The 15,211-nt window shown below is 58.5% G+C and carries 15 protein-coding genes; 6 read left to right on the top strand and 9 right to left on the bottom strand.

Features of this window, described 5'->3' with window-relative positions; all coding sequences use genetic code 11:
* Positions 1 to 207: 207 nt before the first annotated feature.
* Positions 208 to 1,095, bottom strand: coding sequence for an IS3 family transposase (locus ALFI_RS13730; RefSeq protein ID WP_117615371.1), 888 nt, complete (start codon positions 1,093 to 1,095; stop codon positions 208 to 210).
* Positions 1,026 to 1,550, bottom strand: coding sequence for a helix-turn-helix domain-containing protein (locus tag ALFI_RS13735; RefSeq protein ID WP_032558195.1), 525 nt, complete (start codon positions 1,548 to 1,550; stop codon positions 1,026 to 1,028). Before ALFI_RS13735 ends, ALFI_RS13730 begins: the two co-directional genes overlap by 70 nt.
* 209 nt (positions 1,551 to 1,759) lie before the next feature.
* On the opposite strand from ALFI_RS13735, the gene ALFI_RS13740 reads away from it, so the two are divergent.
* Together ALFI_RS13740 and ALFI_RS13745 are read left to right on the top strand one after the other, a co-directional pair.
* Entirely contained in the window at positions 1,760 to 2,545 is a 786-nt protein-coding gene (locus ALFI_RS13740) for an MBL fold metallo-hydrolase (protein WP_014776259.1), read from the top strand.
* 1 nt (position 2,546) lies between these two features.
* Positions 2,547 to 3,362: an SDR family oxidoreductase gene (locus ALFI_RS13745; protein ID WP_009596236.1), complete on the top strand. Its 816-nt coding sequence runs from the start codon at positions 2,547 to 2,549 to the stop codon at positions 3,360 to 3,362.
* Between the two features lie 112 nt (positions 3,363 to 3,474).
* On the opposite strand, the gene tatC is transcribed toward ALFI_RS13745, so the two are convergent.
* The 5 genes from tatC to ALFI_RS13770 form a co-directional block, all read right to left on the bottom strand.
* Positions 3,475 to 4,311, bottom strand: a complete 837-nt coding sequence (gene tatC, locus ALFI_RS13750; RefSeq protein ID WP_009596241.1) for a twin-arginine translocase subunit TatC — start codon at positions 4,309 to 4,311, stop codon at positions 3,475 to 3,477.
* A gap of 6 nt (positions 4,312 to 4,317) precedes the next feature.
* On the bottom strand, positions 4,318 to 4,560 hold the full coding sequence (locus ALFI_RS13755) for a Sec-independent protein translocase subunit TatA/TatB (protein WP_009596234.1): 243 nt from the start codon (positions 4,558 to 4,560) through the stop codon (positions 4,318 to 4,320).
* Between the two features lie 248 nt (positions 4,561 to 4,808).
* On the bottom strand, positions 4,809 to 5,750 hold the full coding sequence (locus ALFI_RS13760; RefSeq protein WP_014776260.1) for a ribose-phosphate diphosphokinase: 942 nt from the start codon (positions 5,748 to 5,750) through the stop codon (positions 4,809 to 4,811).
* Positions 5,751 to 5,833: 83 nt separating this feature from the next.
* Positions 5,834 to 6,427 carry a ribosome biogenesis GTP-binding protein YihA/YsxC gene (gene yihA, locus ALFI_RS13765; protein WP_014776261.1) on the bottom strand — a complete coding sequence of 198 codons (594 nt, stop codon included), beginning with the start codon at positions 6,425 to 6,427 and terminating at the stop codon, positions 5,834 to 5,836.
* A gap of 274 nt (positions 6,428 to 6,701) precedes the next feature.
* Positions 6,702 to 7,454, bottom strand: coding sequence for an endonuclease/exonuclease/phosphatase family protein (locus ALFI_RS13770; RefSeq protein ID WP_014776262.1), 753 nt, complete (start codon positions 7,452 to 7,454; stop codon positions 6,702 to 6,704).
* 343 nt (positions 7,455 to 7,797) lie between these two features.
* Between ALFI_RS13770 and ALFI_RS13775 the strand changes: the two genes are divergently transcribed.
* The 3 genes from ALFI_RS13775 to ALFI_RS17645 all read left to right on the top strand — a co-directional run bounded on the left by ALFI_RS13775 (position 7,798) and on the right by ALFI_RS17645 (position 9,700).
* Positions 7,798 to 8,841, top strand: a complete 1,044-nt coding sequence (locus ALFI_RS13775) for a linear amide C-N hydrolase (protein WP_208854094.1) — start codon at positions 7,798 to 7,800, stop codon at positions 8,839 to 8,841.
* A gap of 95 nt (positions 8,842 to 8,936) precedes the next feature.
* Positions 8,937 to 9,305 (top strand): glycosyltransferase, encoded by a 369-nt coding sequence (locus ALFI_RS17640; RefSeq protein WP_042494158.1) that lies wholly within the window; start codon positions 8,937 to 8,939, stop codon positions 9,303 to 9,305.
* A gap of 29 nt (positions 9,306 to 9,334) precedes the next feature.
* The gene (locus ALFI_RS17645; protein WP_022044055.1) at positions 9,335 to 9,700 is read left to right on the top strand and encodes a hypothetical protein; all 366 of its coding nucleotides are present in this window, start codon (positions 9,335 to 9,337) and stop codon (positions 9,698 to 9,700) included.
* Between the two features lie 115 nt (positions 9,701 to 9,815).
* Here the strand turns inward: ALFI_RS17645 and ALFI_RS17520 are convergent, their stop codons facing one another.
* On the bottom strand, positions 9,816 to 11,006 hold the full coding sequence (locus tag ALFI_RS17520; RefSeq protein ID WP_237958641.1) for an acyloxyacyl hydrolase: 1,191 nt from the start codon (positions 11,004 to 11,006) through the stop codon (positions 9,816 to 9,818).
* Between the two features lie 1,031 nt (positions 11,007 to 12,037).
* On the opposite strand from ALFI_RS17520, the gene ALFI_RS13795 reads away from it, so the two are divergent.
* On the top strand, positions 12,038 to 13,639 hold the full coding sequence (locus tag ALFI_RS13795) for an ATP-binding cassette domain-containing protein (RefSeq protein WP_014776265.1): 1,602 nt from the start codon (positions 12,038 to 12,040) through the stop codon (positions 13,637 to 13,639).
* A 129-nt stretch (positions 13,640 to 13,768) separates the two neighbouring features.
* Here ALFI_RS13795 and ALFI_RS13800 read toward each other — a convergent pair whose 3' ends face one another.
* Positions 13,769 to 15,163, bottom strand: coding sequence for a type III PLP-dependent enzyme domain-containing protein (locus tag ALFI_RS13800; RefSeq protein WP_009596543.1), 1,395 nt, complete (start codon positions 15,161 to 15,163; stop codon positions 13,769 to 13,771).
* Positions 15,164 to 15,211: the final 48 nt, after the last annotated feature.

Consider the following 15,211-nt stretch of genomic DNA (forward strand, 5'->3'; position numbering starts at 1 on the left):
CCTTTTTTTGTGCCGAGACCGGGACGAAGAGGGTGGGGTGTTGCCGCGGCAGAATCCGGCCGGGTTTCCGCCACTTTCGGACGCCGAGCCTGAGCACGGCGTCTCCCGGATGAAAGGCAAAAACCTGGGCCGTCCGTTTCTTCGGCTACGATAAAAAAGAGGAAGAACGTGAAGTGCACCCCAAATATTGGACGGATTAGTATTTGTTTAGATGGCATGAGTTCGGTATTGTACCGGGCTCATGTTGTTTAAGTATTTCTTTATCCGCTTGTTATTGTAGTAGTCGATATATTCTTCCAATTCTTTTCGGAAATGGTCTATGGATGAGAATTTTTGCAAATATAATAATTCGGACTTCAATAATCCAAAGAAACTTTCCATAGCAGCGTTATCCAGACAGTTACCCTTGCGCGACATGCTCTGTGTAATACCTTTCTGTCTTAAACGGAGCTGATACTGCTTCATCTGATACTGCCAGCCCTGGTCGGAATGCAAGACAATACCCGGAGAATCCGGTATTCTGGCAAACGCATCGTCCAGCATCTTCATGATCTGCATAAAGTTAGGGCGTTCAGCTATTTTATAGCTAATAATCTCCCGGTTATATAAGTCCATAATCGGCGATAGATATAACTTTACGCCGCAAACCGAAAATTCCGTAAGGTCAGTAACCCACTTCTGATTCGGTTTTTCGGCTGCAAAGTCGCGTTGCAGAAGATTGGGCGCTATCCGTCCGATCTGTCCTTTGTATGAACAGTATTTACGGAGCCTGACCTGACTTTTTATCCCGCAAATATTCATCAGCTTAAGTACGGTTTTGTGATTTATCGCATATCCGATCTTATTCATTTCAACGGTAATGCGCCGATAACCATAACGCCCCTTATGTTCGTGATATAACCTTATAATACTCTCTTTTTCGCGAGCATATTTATCGGGTTGTTTTGATTTTCTGAAGTGATAATAAAATGTGCTTCGCGCCATCCCTGCGGCTTTGAGCAATACTGAAAGCCGGCACTGCGGCCTTAGTCCTTCGATGGCTTGGGCTCTTTCCCGCTCTCGCGGACAATGCGCTCCTCGACTAAGGCCTGCAATTTTTTTAAGTAAGCATTCTCGGCACGAAGATACTCCAGTTCCTTAAGCAACTCTTCGTGCGGAGTCGTTTTGAGTTTGACTTTTTTAGTCTTCGATTTACTCATGGCCGGCCTCCTTCTTTGCGGTTTACGCCGCAGGCCTTCAGCACCTTGGTTTTGATAGAGCCGCTCCCATTGACGAATAACAAAAGGGCCCGGAATGCCGAAATGCACTGCTGTCTCCAGCAAAGATAGATGATTTTGGTGCATATGCTTCAAAACTGACAACTTAAATTCTGCACTGTAGCTACCGTGGCGCAGCTTAAGGCCGGCAAGGCCATGGCGCTCGAATAATGTTACCCACAAGTGAACTTGCGAGCGGCCACAGCCCAAGTGACATCCGGCTTCCCTAACCGAAAGTCCGCCTTCGAGTACCAGTTTTACGGCCTTTAAACGAATCTCATAATTATATTTCATAAAAAACACCCCAAAAGTGTCCAACTTTTGGGGTGCAGTACACGATTTGTCCGCTTTTCTTCGGCCGGCGCTCCGCCCGCTTCCCATGCACCGCCCCTCCTTGACGCTCCGTTCTTTCATATCCGGTTTTGCGCCTTATCCGAAAATCCGTGCGGAGAATCTTTCCGGCGCGGGTGCGCAGTCGCCATATTTTTACTATTTTTGTCTGCATGAAACTTACCTTTCTGGGAACGGGCACCTCGCAGGGTGTCCCTGTCATCGGATGCCGCTGCCGGGTCTGCACTTCGTCCGACCGGCGCGACGACCGTCTGCGCACCTCGGCCATGGTCGAGGCGGGGGACGTGCGCATCGTCATCGACGCCGGACCCGATTTCCGCTGTCAGATGCTGCGCACCGGCGTCCGCCGTATCGACGCCATTCTGCTGACGCACGAACATAAGGACCATATCGGCGGGCTGGACGACGTGCGGGCCTTCAATTTCGTCGATTACCCGCCGACGATCCACCGCATCGACCTCTATGCGGCTCCCCGCACCCTCGATGTCGTGCGCAAGGATTTCGACTACGCCTTCGCGCAGGACAAGTACCGGGGCGTTCCGGAAATCGAACTGCACGAGATCGACGTTACGCGGCCTTTCAGCGTCAAAGGTGTCGAAATCCTCCCCGTTTCGGGACACCATTCGGAACGCTTTGCAGTGACGGGATTCCGCATCGGCAGGCTGGCCTACCTGACCGACTTCAAGACCATTGCGGACGCCGAAGTCGAAAAACTGACCGGTCTCGACGTGTTGGTGGTCAATGCGCTCCGTTTTGCCGAGCATTATTCGCACTTCAATGTGGCCGAGGCGCTGGAGCTGATCGCCCGTGTCTCGCCGCGCGAAGCCTACCTGACCCATATGTCCCACGACATCGGCCTGCACGCCGAGACGGAGCCGACGCTTCCGCCCCATGTGCATATGGCCTACGATACTTTGGAAATTGAAATAAACGATTGATATGAAAAACTTTAAGGATAAAGTCGTCATCGTGACGGGCGCTTCGTCGGGCATCGGCGAGGCGATGGCACGCGAATTCGCCGCGCAGGGCGCGCGGGTAGTGCTGGGTGCGCGCAGCGTGCAGAAACTGCAGCTCATCGCGGGCGAAATCCGCTCACAGGGCGGGCAGGCCGCCTACTGCGGCGTCGATGTGACGAACGTCGACGAGTGCCGCCGGTTGATCGAGACCGCCGTGAACGAGTTCGGCGGAATCGACGTGCTGGTCTGCAATGCCGGGCTTTCGATGCGTGCGATCTTCGACGATGTGGACCTCGGCGTGCTTCACCGCCTGATGGACGTCAACTTCTGGGGTACGGTCAATTGCTGTAAATTCGCGCTGCCGTATCTTCAGCAGTCGCACGGTTCCATCGTCGGCATCTCGTCCGTCGCGGGGCTGCACGGTCTTCCGGGGCGGACGGGCTATTCGGCGTCGAAATACGCCATGACGGGTTTTCTCGAAACCCTGCGCATCGAGAATCTCAAAAAGGGCCTGCACGTCATGATCGCCTGCCCCGGCTTCACGGCTTCGAACGTCCGCTTCTCGGCCCTCACGGCCGACGGGTCGGCGCAGGGCGAAACCCCGCGCAACGAGGCCAAGATGATGACTTCCGCCGAGGTCGCCCGGATCGTCGCCCGCGGCGTCCTGAAGCGCAAGCGTCTCTGCCTGATGGAGAGCGAGGGGCGCGCCACCCATTTCGTCAAGAAATTCGCGCCGGGTTTCCTCGACAGGATGTTCTATCTGGTGATGTCCAAAGAACCCGATTCGCCCTTGAAATAGCTCCGGACTCCGGCGAAAAATGGAGCGGAAATGGACCGGGCGGTTGCATGTCCGGCACGGCTGAAAGAAAAGGCGTCCTGTTTTCAGGACGCCTCTTTTGTTCGTTCGGAGTCTATTTCCCCTCCGTTGTTGTTCCCTCCGTCCCGGAGCTTCTCCGCAGCGTCCGTTCCGAAATCCGGATGCTGTATTCGTACAATCCGAACAACGGCAGCAGGACCAGAATCATGCTGAATACGTCGGGCGGGGTGATGACCGCCGAGAGAATCGCCAGCGCGACGAGGGCGTGGCGGCGGTAGCGGCGCAGGAAATCGGGGCTTACGAGACCCATGCGGGTCAGGAAATAGACCAGCAGCGGCAGCTGAAACACCACGGCGCAGGCGATCGAGACGTTGAGCACGGTCGAGAGGTAGGAGCCGACGTCGATCATGTTGGTCACCTGCTCGCTGACGCTGTACTGAGACAGGAATCCGATCGTCAGCGGCGCGATTACGAAATAGCCGAACAGCAGTCCCGCGAAAAATCCCGCCGAGACATAGAACACGAATCTCCGGCATCCGCGCAGTTCGCGCTCGGTAAGCGCCGGGCGCGCGAAGCGCCACAACTCCCACAGCAGGTAGGGAAATCCGATGCAGAAGGCCGCGACCATCGAGATTTTGAGGTGCAGGTTGAACTGTCCGGCCATCGCCGTATTGATGAGCTGCATGCGCTCGATCCCCGGCACGAATTCGATCCCTGCCAGTCCGGCCATCCATACCAGCAGCCGGTTGGTCGGAAATCCGGCCGACATAGGGCCGAACAGCACTCCGTCGATCAGCAGCCCTTTGCAGAGGAATGCGGCCACGGCCAGCGCCAGTATCGCCAGCACACCGCGCACCAAATGGGGCCGGAGCGCGTCAATGTGCTCGGCAAAGGTCATTTCGTCCGTGTCGCTGCGTTTTTGGCCGGACATGCGGGCTTATTTCTTTTCTTCGGGGGTTTCTTTCCGGGATTCCTGCGGCGCGGCCTGCTCTTTCCCGTTCTTCTCGTCGCCTGCCGCGGGATTTTCCATGGCGTCCTTGAACTCCCTGACGCCGCGGCCCATGCCGCGCATCAGTTCGGGTATTTTCTTGCCGCCGAAGAAGATGACGACGATCAGCAGGATGACCAGTATTTCCGTCAGGCCGATTTTGCCCAGAAACAGCGGGTGAATGAACATCATTGTTTTATCGGTTTTCGTTCGTTGCGGGGCGGAGTCTCCGCCTCAGCGCAAATGTAATAAGAATTTCCGAAACCTCCCTCTTCCGGTTGAAAAAAGCGGAACGCATTTGTGATGCGTCCCGCCCTGTACGGTTTGCGAAATGCGTTCCGGCTCCGAAACGCATTTACGCTGAATCTTCTCTTTGGAGTTGCCGGCCGAATCTCCGCTACAATGCACCCGCCCGAACCGGTTCGCCCTTTGGGGTATTCCTATTTGAAGAATATCGACGAAATTTCCTTGTAGTTGTGTACGCGCTCGATCACGTCGGCGAACATGTCGGCGATGGTCAGCACCGTGAATTTGTGCAGGTCCTTGTCGGGGTTGAGCGGAATGGTGTCCGTCACGATTACCTCCTCCAGCGCGCTGTCGTTGATGCGCTCGTAAGCCGGGCCCGAAAGCACGGGGTGGGTGATGGCGGCGCGGACACTCTTCGCCCCGCGCGACATGAGCATGTCGGCGGCCATGCAGATCGTGCCCGCCGTGTCGATCATGTCGTCCACGATCAGGATGTTGCGGCCTTCGACCTCGCCGATGGCGGTCATTTTGCCCACGACGTTGGCCTTGGCGCGCTCCTTGTGCGAAATGATGATCGGGGTGCCGAGCAGCTTGGCGTAGGTGTTGGCGCGTTTGGCGCCGCCCATGTCGGGAGCGGCGATCGAGAGGTCCTCGATTTTCAGGCTTTTGATATAGGGAATGAAGATGCCGCTGGCATAGAGCGCATCGACCGGAACGTCGAAGAATCCCTGAATCTGGTCGGCGTGAAGGTCCATCGTCATCACGCGGTCCACGCCTGCGGCCATCAGCAGGTTGGCTACCAGTTTGGCGCCGATCGGCACGCGGGGACGGTCCTTGCGGTCCTGCCGCGCCCACCCGAAGTAGGGGATCACGGCCACGACCTTGTAGGCCGAGGCGCGGCGTGCGGCGTCGATCATCATCAACAGCTCCATCAGGTTGTCCGAGGGCGGGAACGTGGACTGGATGATGAATACCGTGCAGCCGCGGATCGACTCGTTGTAGCAGGGCTGGAATTCACCGTCGCTGAAGCGCAGGACTTCCGATTGTCCGAGTGTCGTACCGAAACTTGCCGCGATTTTCTCGGCCAGATATTCCGAGCCGCGACCTGAGAAAATTTTGATTTTGTGGATAGCCATAGAAGATGGATTTTTGATGGTGCAAATATAGGACAACGCGGCGAAAAAACGTTCCCTCCGGACGACCTTTTTTCAACAATCGGTTAAACATTCAGGCATTCGCCGATAAAACCGAGTATCTCCTCGCGTCCCGTGCCGTGCTGGCTCGACGAGACGAACATCCGGGGCAGCTCCTCCCACTGCTCCGCGAGCGCCGCCCGGTAGCGTTCGACGCTCTTTTCGCGCTGCGTTTTCGAGAGTTTGTCGGCCTTGGTGAATATCACGGCGAACGGAATGCCGTTCATGCCGAGCATTTCGATGAACTGCAGGTCGATCTTCTGGGGTTCGAGCCGGATGTCCGCCAATACGAACAGGAAGTGCATCTTCTCGCACTTGAGCACATAGTCGGTGATGATTTTGGAGAACTCGCTGCGTTTGGTTTTCGACGTGCGGGCGTATCCGTAGCCGGGCAGATCCACCAGATACCATGCGTTGTCGATCAGGAAGTGGTTGATGAGCCGTGTCTTGCCTGGCGTTCCCGATACTTTGGCCAGCCCCTGCCGTCCGGTGAGCATGTTGATGAGCGACGACTTGCCGACGTTGCTGCGCCCGATGAAGGCGATGTCTTTCAGCGCGTCTTTGGGCACCTGCGAAATACGCTCGGAACTGCACTTGAATTCGGCTTTGTTGATCTGCATGTTGTCGGAGTTTGCGGCAAAGACAGTGCGGGCCGGGCGCCGGGCCGCTGTCTGTCTGAGCGGATGTCTGCTGCAAAGATAGCATTTTAGCATCTATATACAAATTATACCGCATGGGAAAACCGCCGGTCGTTTTCGCCGCCTTCGGCGTCGTTTGCAATTCTGACCCACCCCCAAACCCCCGCCTCAGGCAGGGGCTTAGTGCCGCGAAGCGGCAAAATAGGTGCTGACGAACGGTCGTGTAAAATGGTATATGGGGCCCCTGCTCCGGAGTCTACCAGACGAGCGACACCCACAGCGGGCAGTGGTCCGAAGCGACGGTGGTGTAATCCACCGTGCGTTCGGCGATTTTCGCCGACTGCGGCAGGCCGCGGCCCAGTATGTAGTCGATGCGTATCGAAGGACGGTCCGAGGGGAACGTAAGCTGCGCGGTGTCCGACAGCGGCCTGAATTCGCCGCCCAGCCCGCCGAGTACCTTCCCGGCGTCGTCCATGTTGAAGTCGCCCGCCAGCAGCACGGGTTTGCGGCAGGTGTCGGTGGCTTGACGGATGATCGGCAGCGATGCTCGCTGGTCTTCGGGCGTGAGCGATAGGTGCGTGACGCAGACCACATAGCCGGGAAATTCCGCCATCAGCAGCACGCGCGCCTCTTCGCGCCCCGGAAGCGGGATGCGGCGCACCGAGAGCGGCTCGGCGCGCGACAGCAGCCCGATGCCGTAACCTCCGCCGTCGTAATCAATCGCGCGGCAGAAACGGGCGTGCATGCCCGTCATCCGGCCCAGCTCTTCGGGGATGAAGCGGCCGTTCATGCGTCCCGTCACGCTGTCCACCTCCTGCAGGGCCACCACGTCGGGCGCGACCCGGCCGATGACCTCGGCGATGCGGCCGAGGTCCTGTACGTCGTCCGCTCCGCGGCCGTTTCGGATGTTGTAACTCATGAATTTCACGGCCGTGGTCTGCGTCGTGCAGGCCGCCGGCATCAGGGCGCAGAACAGAACTGCCAGTGCGACGGAAAAATATTGCTTCATGACTTTTCGGGATTTTCCGCAAAGGTAATACAACCTCCCCTGAATGGCAAATAATCCGGCCCGCCGTTGTGTCCGCCGTTGTGTCCGCCGTTGTGTCCGCCGTTGCGTCCGGCGTTGTGTCCGGCGTTGTGTCCGGCGTTGTGTCCGGCGTCCTCGTCCGGCGTTCCTGTCCGGCGTTCCCTTCCGCCGTGACCGCGGCGTGGGTTCCGGCGGCGATGGTTAATGCAGACTAAAAACCGGATATTCAGATTTTTCGGACTTTTCCCGTTGTTATTCCCGGTAATTTTTCGTACCTTTTAGCATCCGATTTGCATCTTGCATCGGAGTAAATACATCTATGCTTATGAAAACACAATTTCTGACCGTGTTCGGCGCCGCTGCGCTGGCCGTTTTTCCCGCAGAACCGGAAGCCTGCACGCGCGCCGTCTATCTCGGTCCCGACGGCATGACTGTCACGGGACGCACCATGGACTGGCGCGAAGACCCGCTGACCAACCTCTATATCTTCCCGCGCGGCACCGCCCGCCGCGGAGCCAATACGGACGACACCGTTTTCTGGACCTCGAAATACGGCTCCCTTTCGGCCGCGGGCTACGACATCGGCATCACCGACGGCATGAACGAGGCCGGGCTGGTCGCCAACCTGCTCTTCCTGCCCGAATCGGTCTACGAGCGGCCGGGCGACACGCGGCCCGTCATGGGACTGAGCATCTGGACGCAGTACGTACTCGACAATTTCGCCACGGTGGACGAGGCGGTCGCCGAACTCTCGAAGGAGAAATTCCGCATCGACGCGCCCGACCTTCCGAACGGCGTGCAGTCGCGCCTGCATCTGGCCGTCTCCGATCCTTCGGGCGACAGCGCCATCTTCGAATACATCGACGGCCGGCTGGTGATTCACCACGGCCGCCAGTATCAGGTGATGACCAATTCGCCCTTCTACGACCAGCAGCTGGCGATCCTCGATTACTGGCAGCAGATCGGCGGTCTGACGATGCTTCCCGGCACCAACCGCGCTCCGGACCGCTTCGTGCGCGCGTCGTTCTACATCAACGCCGTCGTGAAGAGTCCCGATCCGAAGATCGCCGTCCCGGCCGTGATGTCGGTCATGCGCAACGTCTCGGTGCCTTACGGCATCTCGACGCCCGACAAGCCCCACATCTCCTCGACGCGCTGGCGCACGGTCTGCGACCAGAAAAACCGGGTCTACTATTTCGAGCCGACGCTGGCCATGGAGACCTTCCGGGTCGATCTGGCGAAGATCGACTTCGGCAAGGGCACGCCCGAACGGGTGTTGAAGCTGGTCGGCGGCCGGACCTACACGGGCGACGCCACGGCCGAATTCCGCAGGAGCGACAAACCCTTCGTCTTCCTGTTCGGGGTCTGACGGGCCGGAATATCCGACCGATCCGCATGTGCCGTGCAGTTCCCTGTCCGGCGCATGCGGATTTTTCGTATATTTGTCCGCTCAATAAACACAATATGAAAAGTTTCGAACATTTAATCATCACGCGGTTCAATCTGAACCTCTATGCGCGGGACAAACACGACGCTCCGACGCGCACCGAACGGTGGCTCGAACATCGTTTCGAGATCTTCGAACGCTATTGCCTGCCTTCGGTGGCGGCGCAGACCAACCCGAATTTCAGGTGGCTCTGTCTTTTCGACGCGGCGACGCCCGCGGCTTACCGCCGCCGCATCGGCGGTTACCAGTCCGTCTGTCCGCAGTTCCGGTCCGTATTTTACAGCGCCGGGCAGGCCGGACGCCTGACCGAAAGTCTGCGCACTACGATTTCAGGCCTGCTGGCCGGGCGTGAAGAGCTGGCCACCCCCCCCCTCCGCAGCTGCTGATTACTACCAATCTCGATAACGACGACGCATTGGCCGCCGACGCCGTCGAACTGCTTCAGCGCGAAATCCGCTTCTCCTCCGGCAAACGCATCTACAGCCTTCTTTACGGTTACCAGTATTTCACCGACCGGCGCTTCGCGCTCAAAATGCGCTACACGAACAATCACTTCCTGACGCTCGTCGAGCCGTTCGATGCGCACTCCGAAACCATCGTTTCCTACCGTCATACCAAAGCCATCCGCCAGCAGCCCACGGTCTACCTCGCCACCGATAAGGGCAAGTGGCTCGAAATCGTGCACGAGGACAACGTCAGCAACGATTTTCGAATCAATATCAAAGTTGTGGTATATTCCCCTGCTCTGGGGCCGCCGGTTCGCCGATTTCGGCCTGCCTGACCTCCATGTTCCGGGACTGCGGCAGTGGTTCTGCACGCTGTGCGTCGTTCCCGCGCGGTTTCTGGTCACGGCGGTCCTGCGCCTGCGCCGCAAGTGGGCGCTGCGGCGGGCTGCGTTACCTTAGTACCGGGTATTTGTTGTTGAAGCGGAATCCCACGCCCAGCATCAGGTAGTTCGGGGTCTGGAAATCCTTGAGACAGTAGCCTATGTGGACGAACGTGCGCCGTGTGGCAGCGATCTTGAGCGTCAGCATCTGATAGAACGACTTGAGGTCGCCGCCCTTGTGCAGGACGTTGACTCCCAGTCCGATGCCGACCGTGAAGTAGGGCATGACGAATTCGGCGCGTCCCGATATTCCCAGTGCGATCTGCCGGTCGATCGACGGGGTGTAGAACGTGTAGCCGGGATCGCGGCCTCCGACCTCGACGATATAATCTTCGGTGTAGACGTTGGCGCTGCCGTCGTAGACGCCGTCCAGCGAGAGACCCGCGCGGAATTTATAACCGAAGTTGTACATCGTCGCGAAGTTGAAGCCCGCCACGCCGTAGGCGTTGGGCGAAGCGTACTGCTTGTCGCCGACCTCCACGCCCTTGCGGCGCCACGATCCGAACAGCACCAGATCGTAGCTGAAATGGCGGGGGAAATCGGGCGCGAGAAGCGGCCTGCGCGGTTTTACGAGCGGATCGTCGGCCCGGCCGAAACAGTAGAGCAGGCCGAACTTCATGCCGATCGAGTTGAGTCCCGCATTGGGAAATTTGGTGTTGCCGTTCGAAAAGTGGGTCATCGAGAGTCCCGCCGAGAAATCCAGCTCGCGCGTGAGCGTCACGTTGAGGTAGAAATCGGCGTTGATGTAGGCGTTTATCTTCGACCCCATCATTATGTTGGCCGGGTTCATCTGCGCGTCGTAGGGTTTCCAGCCGAACGACAGTCCGAAATTCCACTCGTAGTTGAACGACAGCCGCCGGCTTATCCGCGCGATGCGCGCCCCTTGGAAAATATAGAACGCCACGGGCGTGCCCAGCTCCTCCCGGTTTTCGAAACTGTAGTAGGAGAACCCGATTCCCTGATAGGCGCCTCCGTATATCCGGTCGGGACGCGATCCGGGCTGGAAGCGGAACGAGTAGCGCAGGTGGGCGGCCAGCGACAGGTCGATCGGCTGCCGGGCCAGATTGTCGCCCGCGAGGAACGGATTGGTCGGACACACGTATTCCGGACGGAGTTCCAGCCCGATACCGTGGACGAAGCGACGGCGGGGGAATGCTGCCGTACTGTCCGTACGGGTGTTGGCGCCCGTCGCGGAGGCTATGCGGGTGCCCGCGTTTGGCACGAAACCGGTGCTGGAACCGTTGTTGCCGTCGCCCGTCGCGGAACTTCTGTCGGAGTTACCGCTGTTTGGCGCGGATCCGCCCCAGTTGCCGGCGCCCCCGCTCTCTGCCGTGCCGGACCCGGATCCCGGACCCGTTCCGGATGCGCCGTCCGGATGTTTTCCCACTGCCCCCGATCCGGCACTGAACCCAGCCTGAAATCCGGTTTCGTATCCGGTGCGGTAACCCCTTTTATGTCCGTCTCTGTATCCTGCGTCGTACCCTGCGGCATATTCGGCCGAACGCGCCGCGCTCTGCGCCGACGGCTTTGCCGGCCGGGGCGTCGTCGTTTCGGGCGAACCGTTCGCTGTGCCGGGAGCGGATTCGACTGTCGGTTTGGCGTCGGATTTTGCGGTTTCGGGGGATTGCGGAGCGTCCGTTTTACAGGCGCCGGGACCGCTTGCGCCGGTCGGACTGCCGACTGGTTCATTAATCGTACTGTTGACCTGATAGAGATCTGCTGTCGGGGATTCCGTTGTTGTCGGATCGCCGCCGCGGTTTGCGTTCGCCGGGGCAGACGGAGTTTCCGAAACACCTGCCGTCGTCAGATCCTTACGGCTCTCGTCCGCCGCTTCTCCGGCTGTGGCGAAGCCGGACAGAAAGAGCATGCTTCCCGCAAGAAGCCCCGTCAATCCTTTCCGTATTTTACATTCCATAATGGCCTATCCCCGTTTTGATCGCACAAGATACGAATTTTTGCCGGAGCGCAAAGCGACAATTCGAAAAAATCCCGCCTGCAATGCGATTTTCAGCGGCTTCCGATAGCATTTCCGGGGCCTAATCGCCGGCAATACGGACTGTTATTTGGTTTCTTCGATTATTGTCTCTATCTTTGTACCCGAACCAATATCCGCTCCGATGAGAATAAACGATTAGTAGGTCGGTTTCATTAAACCGACGCCGTGCCGTAAAACAACCCGGTCTGAGGTTTAACAGGTCCCCATTCTGCGGGACCGCTATTAATCGTTTTCATATGAGTATTATCCTTAGCGGTGTTTCGTACCGCTACCGCAATCAGCAATTTCTGTTCGAAGGAATAGACCTGTCCGTCGCCGCGGGCGCCAAAGCTGCCGTCGTGGGCGACAACGGCGCCGGCAAATCGACGCTCCTTAAACTTGTCGCGGGCGAACTCGCTCCCGCCGCGGGAAGCATCGCCTGCTCCTCGCGTCCCTACTATGTGCCTCAGCACCTCTCCGCCGCCGGCATCTCCGCCGTCGGCGTTTTGGGCGTCGCGGACAAGCTCGATGCGCTCCGCGCCATCTGCGGCGGCAGCGCCGATCCCCGCTGTTACGACATTCTGGCCGACGATTGGGACGTCGAAGCCCGCTGCCGCGCCGCCCTCGACCACTGGGGACTGCCGCACGTCGGCCTGACCGACCCGGTCGATGCGCTGAGCGGCGGCGAGCGGACGAAACTCTGTCTGGCGGGGATTTCGGTCCATAACCCCTCTGTCATTCTGCTCGACGAACCGACCAATCACCTCGACACGTCGGGCCGCCGCAGGCTCTATGACCTGATCCGTGCCAGCCGCGCGACGATCGTCGTTGTGAGCCACGACGTCGCGCTGCTCAACCTGCTCGGCACGACCTGCGAACTCTCTGCGAAAGGACTGAAAGTCTACGGCGGCAACTATGATTTTTACCGCGAACGCAAACGGATCGAGGAGGAGGCGCTGGCCCAGCAGGTCGATTCCGAACAGACGGCCCTGCGGCTGGCCCGCAAAAAGGCGCAGGAGGTCCGCGAGCGACAGGAGCGGCGGATGCGTCAGGGCGAGCGGCACAAGGACCAGCTTCCGCGCATCCTGCGCCGGACGATGAAGGACAGCGGCGAACGGACCAAGGCGCAGCTCGTCGGGAAACATGCGGAGCTGATCGACGGCAGTCGGGAGCGGCTGGACGAACTGCGCCGCCGGCAGCGGACGCAGTGCGAGCTGAAAATAGATTTCGACGACGCGCAGCTTCACGACGGCAAACTGCTGGTCCGGGCCGACGGCCTGAATTTCGAATATGCGCCCGGCCGCCCGTTGTGGCGCGAACCGCTTGCGCTGGAGATCCGCAGCGGCGAACGTATCCGCCTGACCGGCGACAACGGCACGGGCAAAACGACCCTCGTCCGGCTGCTGACCGGCGAACTGGAACCCACTGCCGGACGCATCGGCAGGGCTGACTTCTCGTATGTCTGTCTCGATCAGCAATACAGCCGTGTGAACACCCCGCAGAGCGTGCTGGAACTGGCGCAGAGCTGCAATCACGGCAATCTGCAGGACCACGAACTGAAACTGCGGCTTCACCGTGCGCTGTTTGGGCAGCAGATGTGGGACAAGCGGTGCGATACGCTGAGCGGCGGCGAACGGATGCGGCTCTGCCTCTGCAGCCTGATGATCGCCAACCACGTTCCCGATCTCTTTGTCCTCGACGAGCCGACCAACAACCTCGACCTTTCGAGCCTTGCGATCCTGACCCGCACGGTCCGCAATTATCGCGGCACTCTGCTGGTCGTCTCCCACGACGACAATTTCACCCGTGAAATCGGAATTACCCGGACGGTCGGACTGGAATCGCCGCCGGCCGAATAAAAAGCGGAACCCCGGACCGGAAGAACGGGACTCAGACGGCAATAATAAATCCGGCCCCGTTGGAAAGGGCCGGATTCATTGTCAACGGGGCCGGGCATTATTTGTTTGGTGCCGCGTCTCGCGTGCGGACTAATATCCGAGTATTCTCAGCATCGAGCGGTAGGACTGCTCCTTGGCGAACAGGCGCGTGTAATACTCGTTGTCGCTCTTGTCGCGGTCGATGATGATGTGCTTGGGCGCGGGAATCAGACAGTGCTGGATGCCGCCGAAGCCGCCCAGCGACTCCTGATAGGCTCCCGTGTGGAAAAATCCGATGTACTGCGTGTTGCCCGGTTCGAGCTTGGGCAGGAAGATGGCGTTGGTGTGCGACTCGGCGTTGTAGAAATCCTCGCTGTCGCAGGTCAGTCCTCCGAGCAGCACGCGCTGGTACTCCTTGTCCCAGTTGTTCACCGCCAGCATGATGTAACGCTGGTTGATGCCCCATGTGTCGGGCAGGGTAGTGATGAACGACGAGTCGATCATGTACCAGTTCTCGCGGTCGTTCTGCTGTTTCTGGTTGACGATCGAATAGAGCGATGCGCCGCTTTCGCCCACCGTGAAGGAGCCGAACTCGGTGAAGATGTTGGGCTCTTCAGTGTCGTTGCGCTGGCAGATGTTCTTGATCTGGGCGATGATCTCTTCGGTCAGGTACTCGTAGTCGTACTCGAAGTTGAGCGAGTTCTTGATCGGGAATCCGCCGCCGATGTTGAGGCTGTCCAATTCGGGGCAGATGGCCTTCAGCTCGCAGTAGACGTTGATGCACTTCGACAACTCGTTCCAGTAGTAGGCCGTGTCCTTGATGCCGGTATTGATGAAGAAGTGCAGCATCTTGAGCTGGAACTTCTTGCTGTTCTTGAGTTTGGCCTTGTAGAAGTCGATGATGTCGTTGTAGCGGATGCCCAGACGCGAGGTATAGAACTCGAACTTGGGTTCCTCCTCGCAGGCGATGCGGATGCCGACCTTGCATTTCTTGGTGAACGAATCCTCGAACAGCTCCAGCTCCTCCTTGTTGTCGAGCACAGGAATGGTGTTCACGAAGCCGTCGTTGACCAGCTGGGCGATGTTCTCCACATACTGCGGCCGCTTGAAACCGTTGCAGATGATGTAGCGGTCCTTGTCGATGATTCCGCTGTCGTAGAGCGCATTGATGATATGAATGTCGTATGCCGACGACGTTTCGAGATGAATGTCGTTCTTCATTGCCTCCTCCAGCACGAACGAGAAGTGGCTCGACTTGGTGCAGTAACAATAGTTGTACGAGCCCTTGTAGTCCACCTTGGCCATCGCCACGTTGAACATACGCTTGGCCCGGTTGATCTGCTGCGAGATCTTCGGCAGGTAGGTTATCTTGAGCGGCGTGCCGTACTGTTTTATCAACTCCATGAGCGGAATGTCGTGGAAATTCAGCTCGTTGTCTTCGACCGAGAACTCATCCTGCGGGAAGTCGAACGTCTGTTCGATGAGGTCGATGTACTTGTCCTTCATGGCTCGTTTGTCGTGGTTTTTACAATCCGTCCCGTCTACATCCGAAAT

The organism is Alistipes finegoldii DSM 17242 (assembly GCF_000265365.1).
GTDB lineage: Bacteria > Bacteroidota > Bacteroidia > Bacteroidales > Rikenellaceae > Alistipes > Alistipes finegoldii.

Coding starts and splice junctions, on each gene's coding strand:
- ALFI_RS13735 (WP_032558195.1), bottom strand. CDS start 1,550: ATGAAATATAATTATGAGATTCGTTTAAAGGCCGTAAAACTGGTACTC.
- ALFI_RS13740 (WP_014776259.1), top strand. CDS start 1,760: ATGAAACTTACCTTTCTGGGAACGGGCACCTCGCAGGGTGTCCCTGTC.
- ALFI_RS13745 (WP_009596236.1), top strand. CDS start 2,547: ATGAAAAACTTTAAGGATAAAGTCGTCATCGTGACGGGCGCTTCGTCG.
- tatC (WP_009596241.1), bottom strand. CDS start 4,311: ATGTCCGGCCAAAAACGCAGCGACACGGACGAAATGACCTTTGCCGAG.
- ALFI_RS13755 (WP_009596234.1), bottom strand. CDS start 4,560: ATGATGTTCATTCACCCGCTGTTTCTGGGCAAAATCGGCCTGACGGAA.
- ALFI_RS13760 (WP_014776260.1), bottom strand. CDS start 5,750: ATGGCTATCCACAAAATCAAAATTTTCTCAGGTCGCGGCTCGGAATAT.
- yihA (WP_014776261.1), bottom strand. CDS start 6,427: ATGCAGATCAACAAAGCCGAATTCAAGTGCAGTTCCGAGCGTATTTCG.
- ALFI_RS13770 (WP_014776262.1), bottom strand. CDS start 7,454: ATGAAGCAATATTTTTCCGTCGCACTGGCAGTTCTGTTCTGCGCCCTG.
- ALFI_RS13775 (WP_208854094.1), top strand. CDS start 7,798: ATGAAAACACAATTTCTGACCGTGTTCGGCGCCGCTGCGCTGGCCGTT.
- ALFI_RS17640 (WP_042494158.1), top strand. CDS start 8,937: ATGAAAAGTTTCGAACATTTAATCATCACGCGGTTCAATCTGAACCTC.
- ALFI_RS13795 (WP_014776265.1), top strand. CDS start 12,038: ATGAGTATTATCCTTAGCGGTGTTTCGTACCGCTACCGCAATCAGCAA.
- ALFI_RS13800 (WP_009596543.1), bottom strand. CDS start 15,163: ATGAAGGACAAGTACATCGACCTCATCGAACAGACGTTCGACTTCCCG.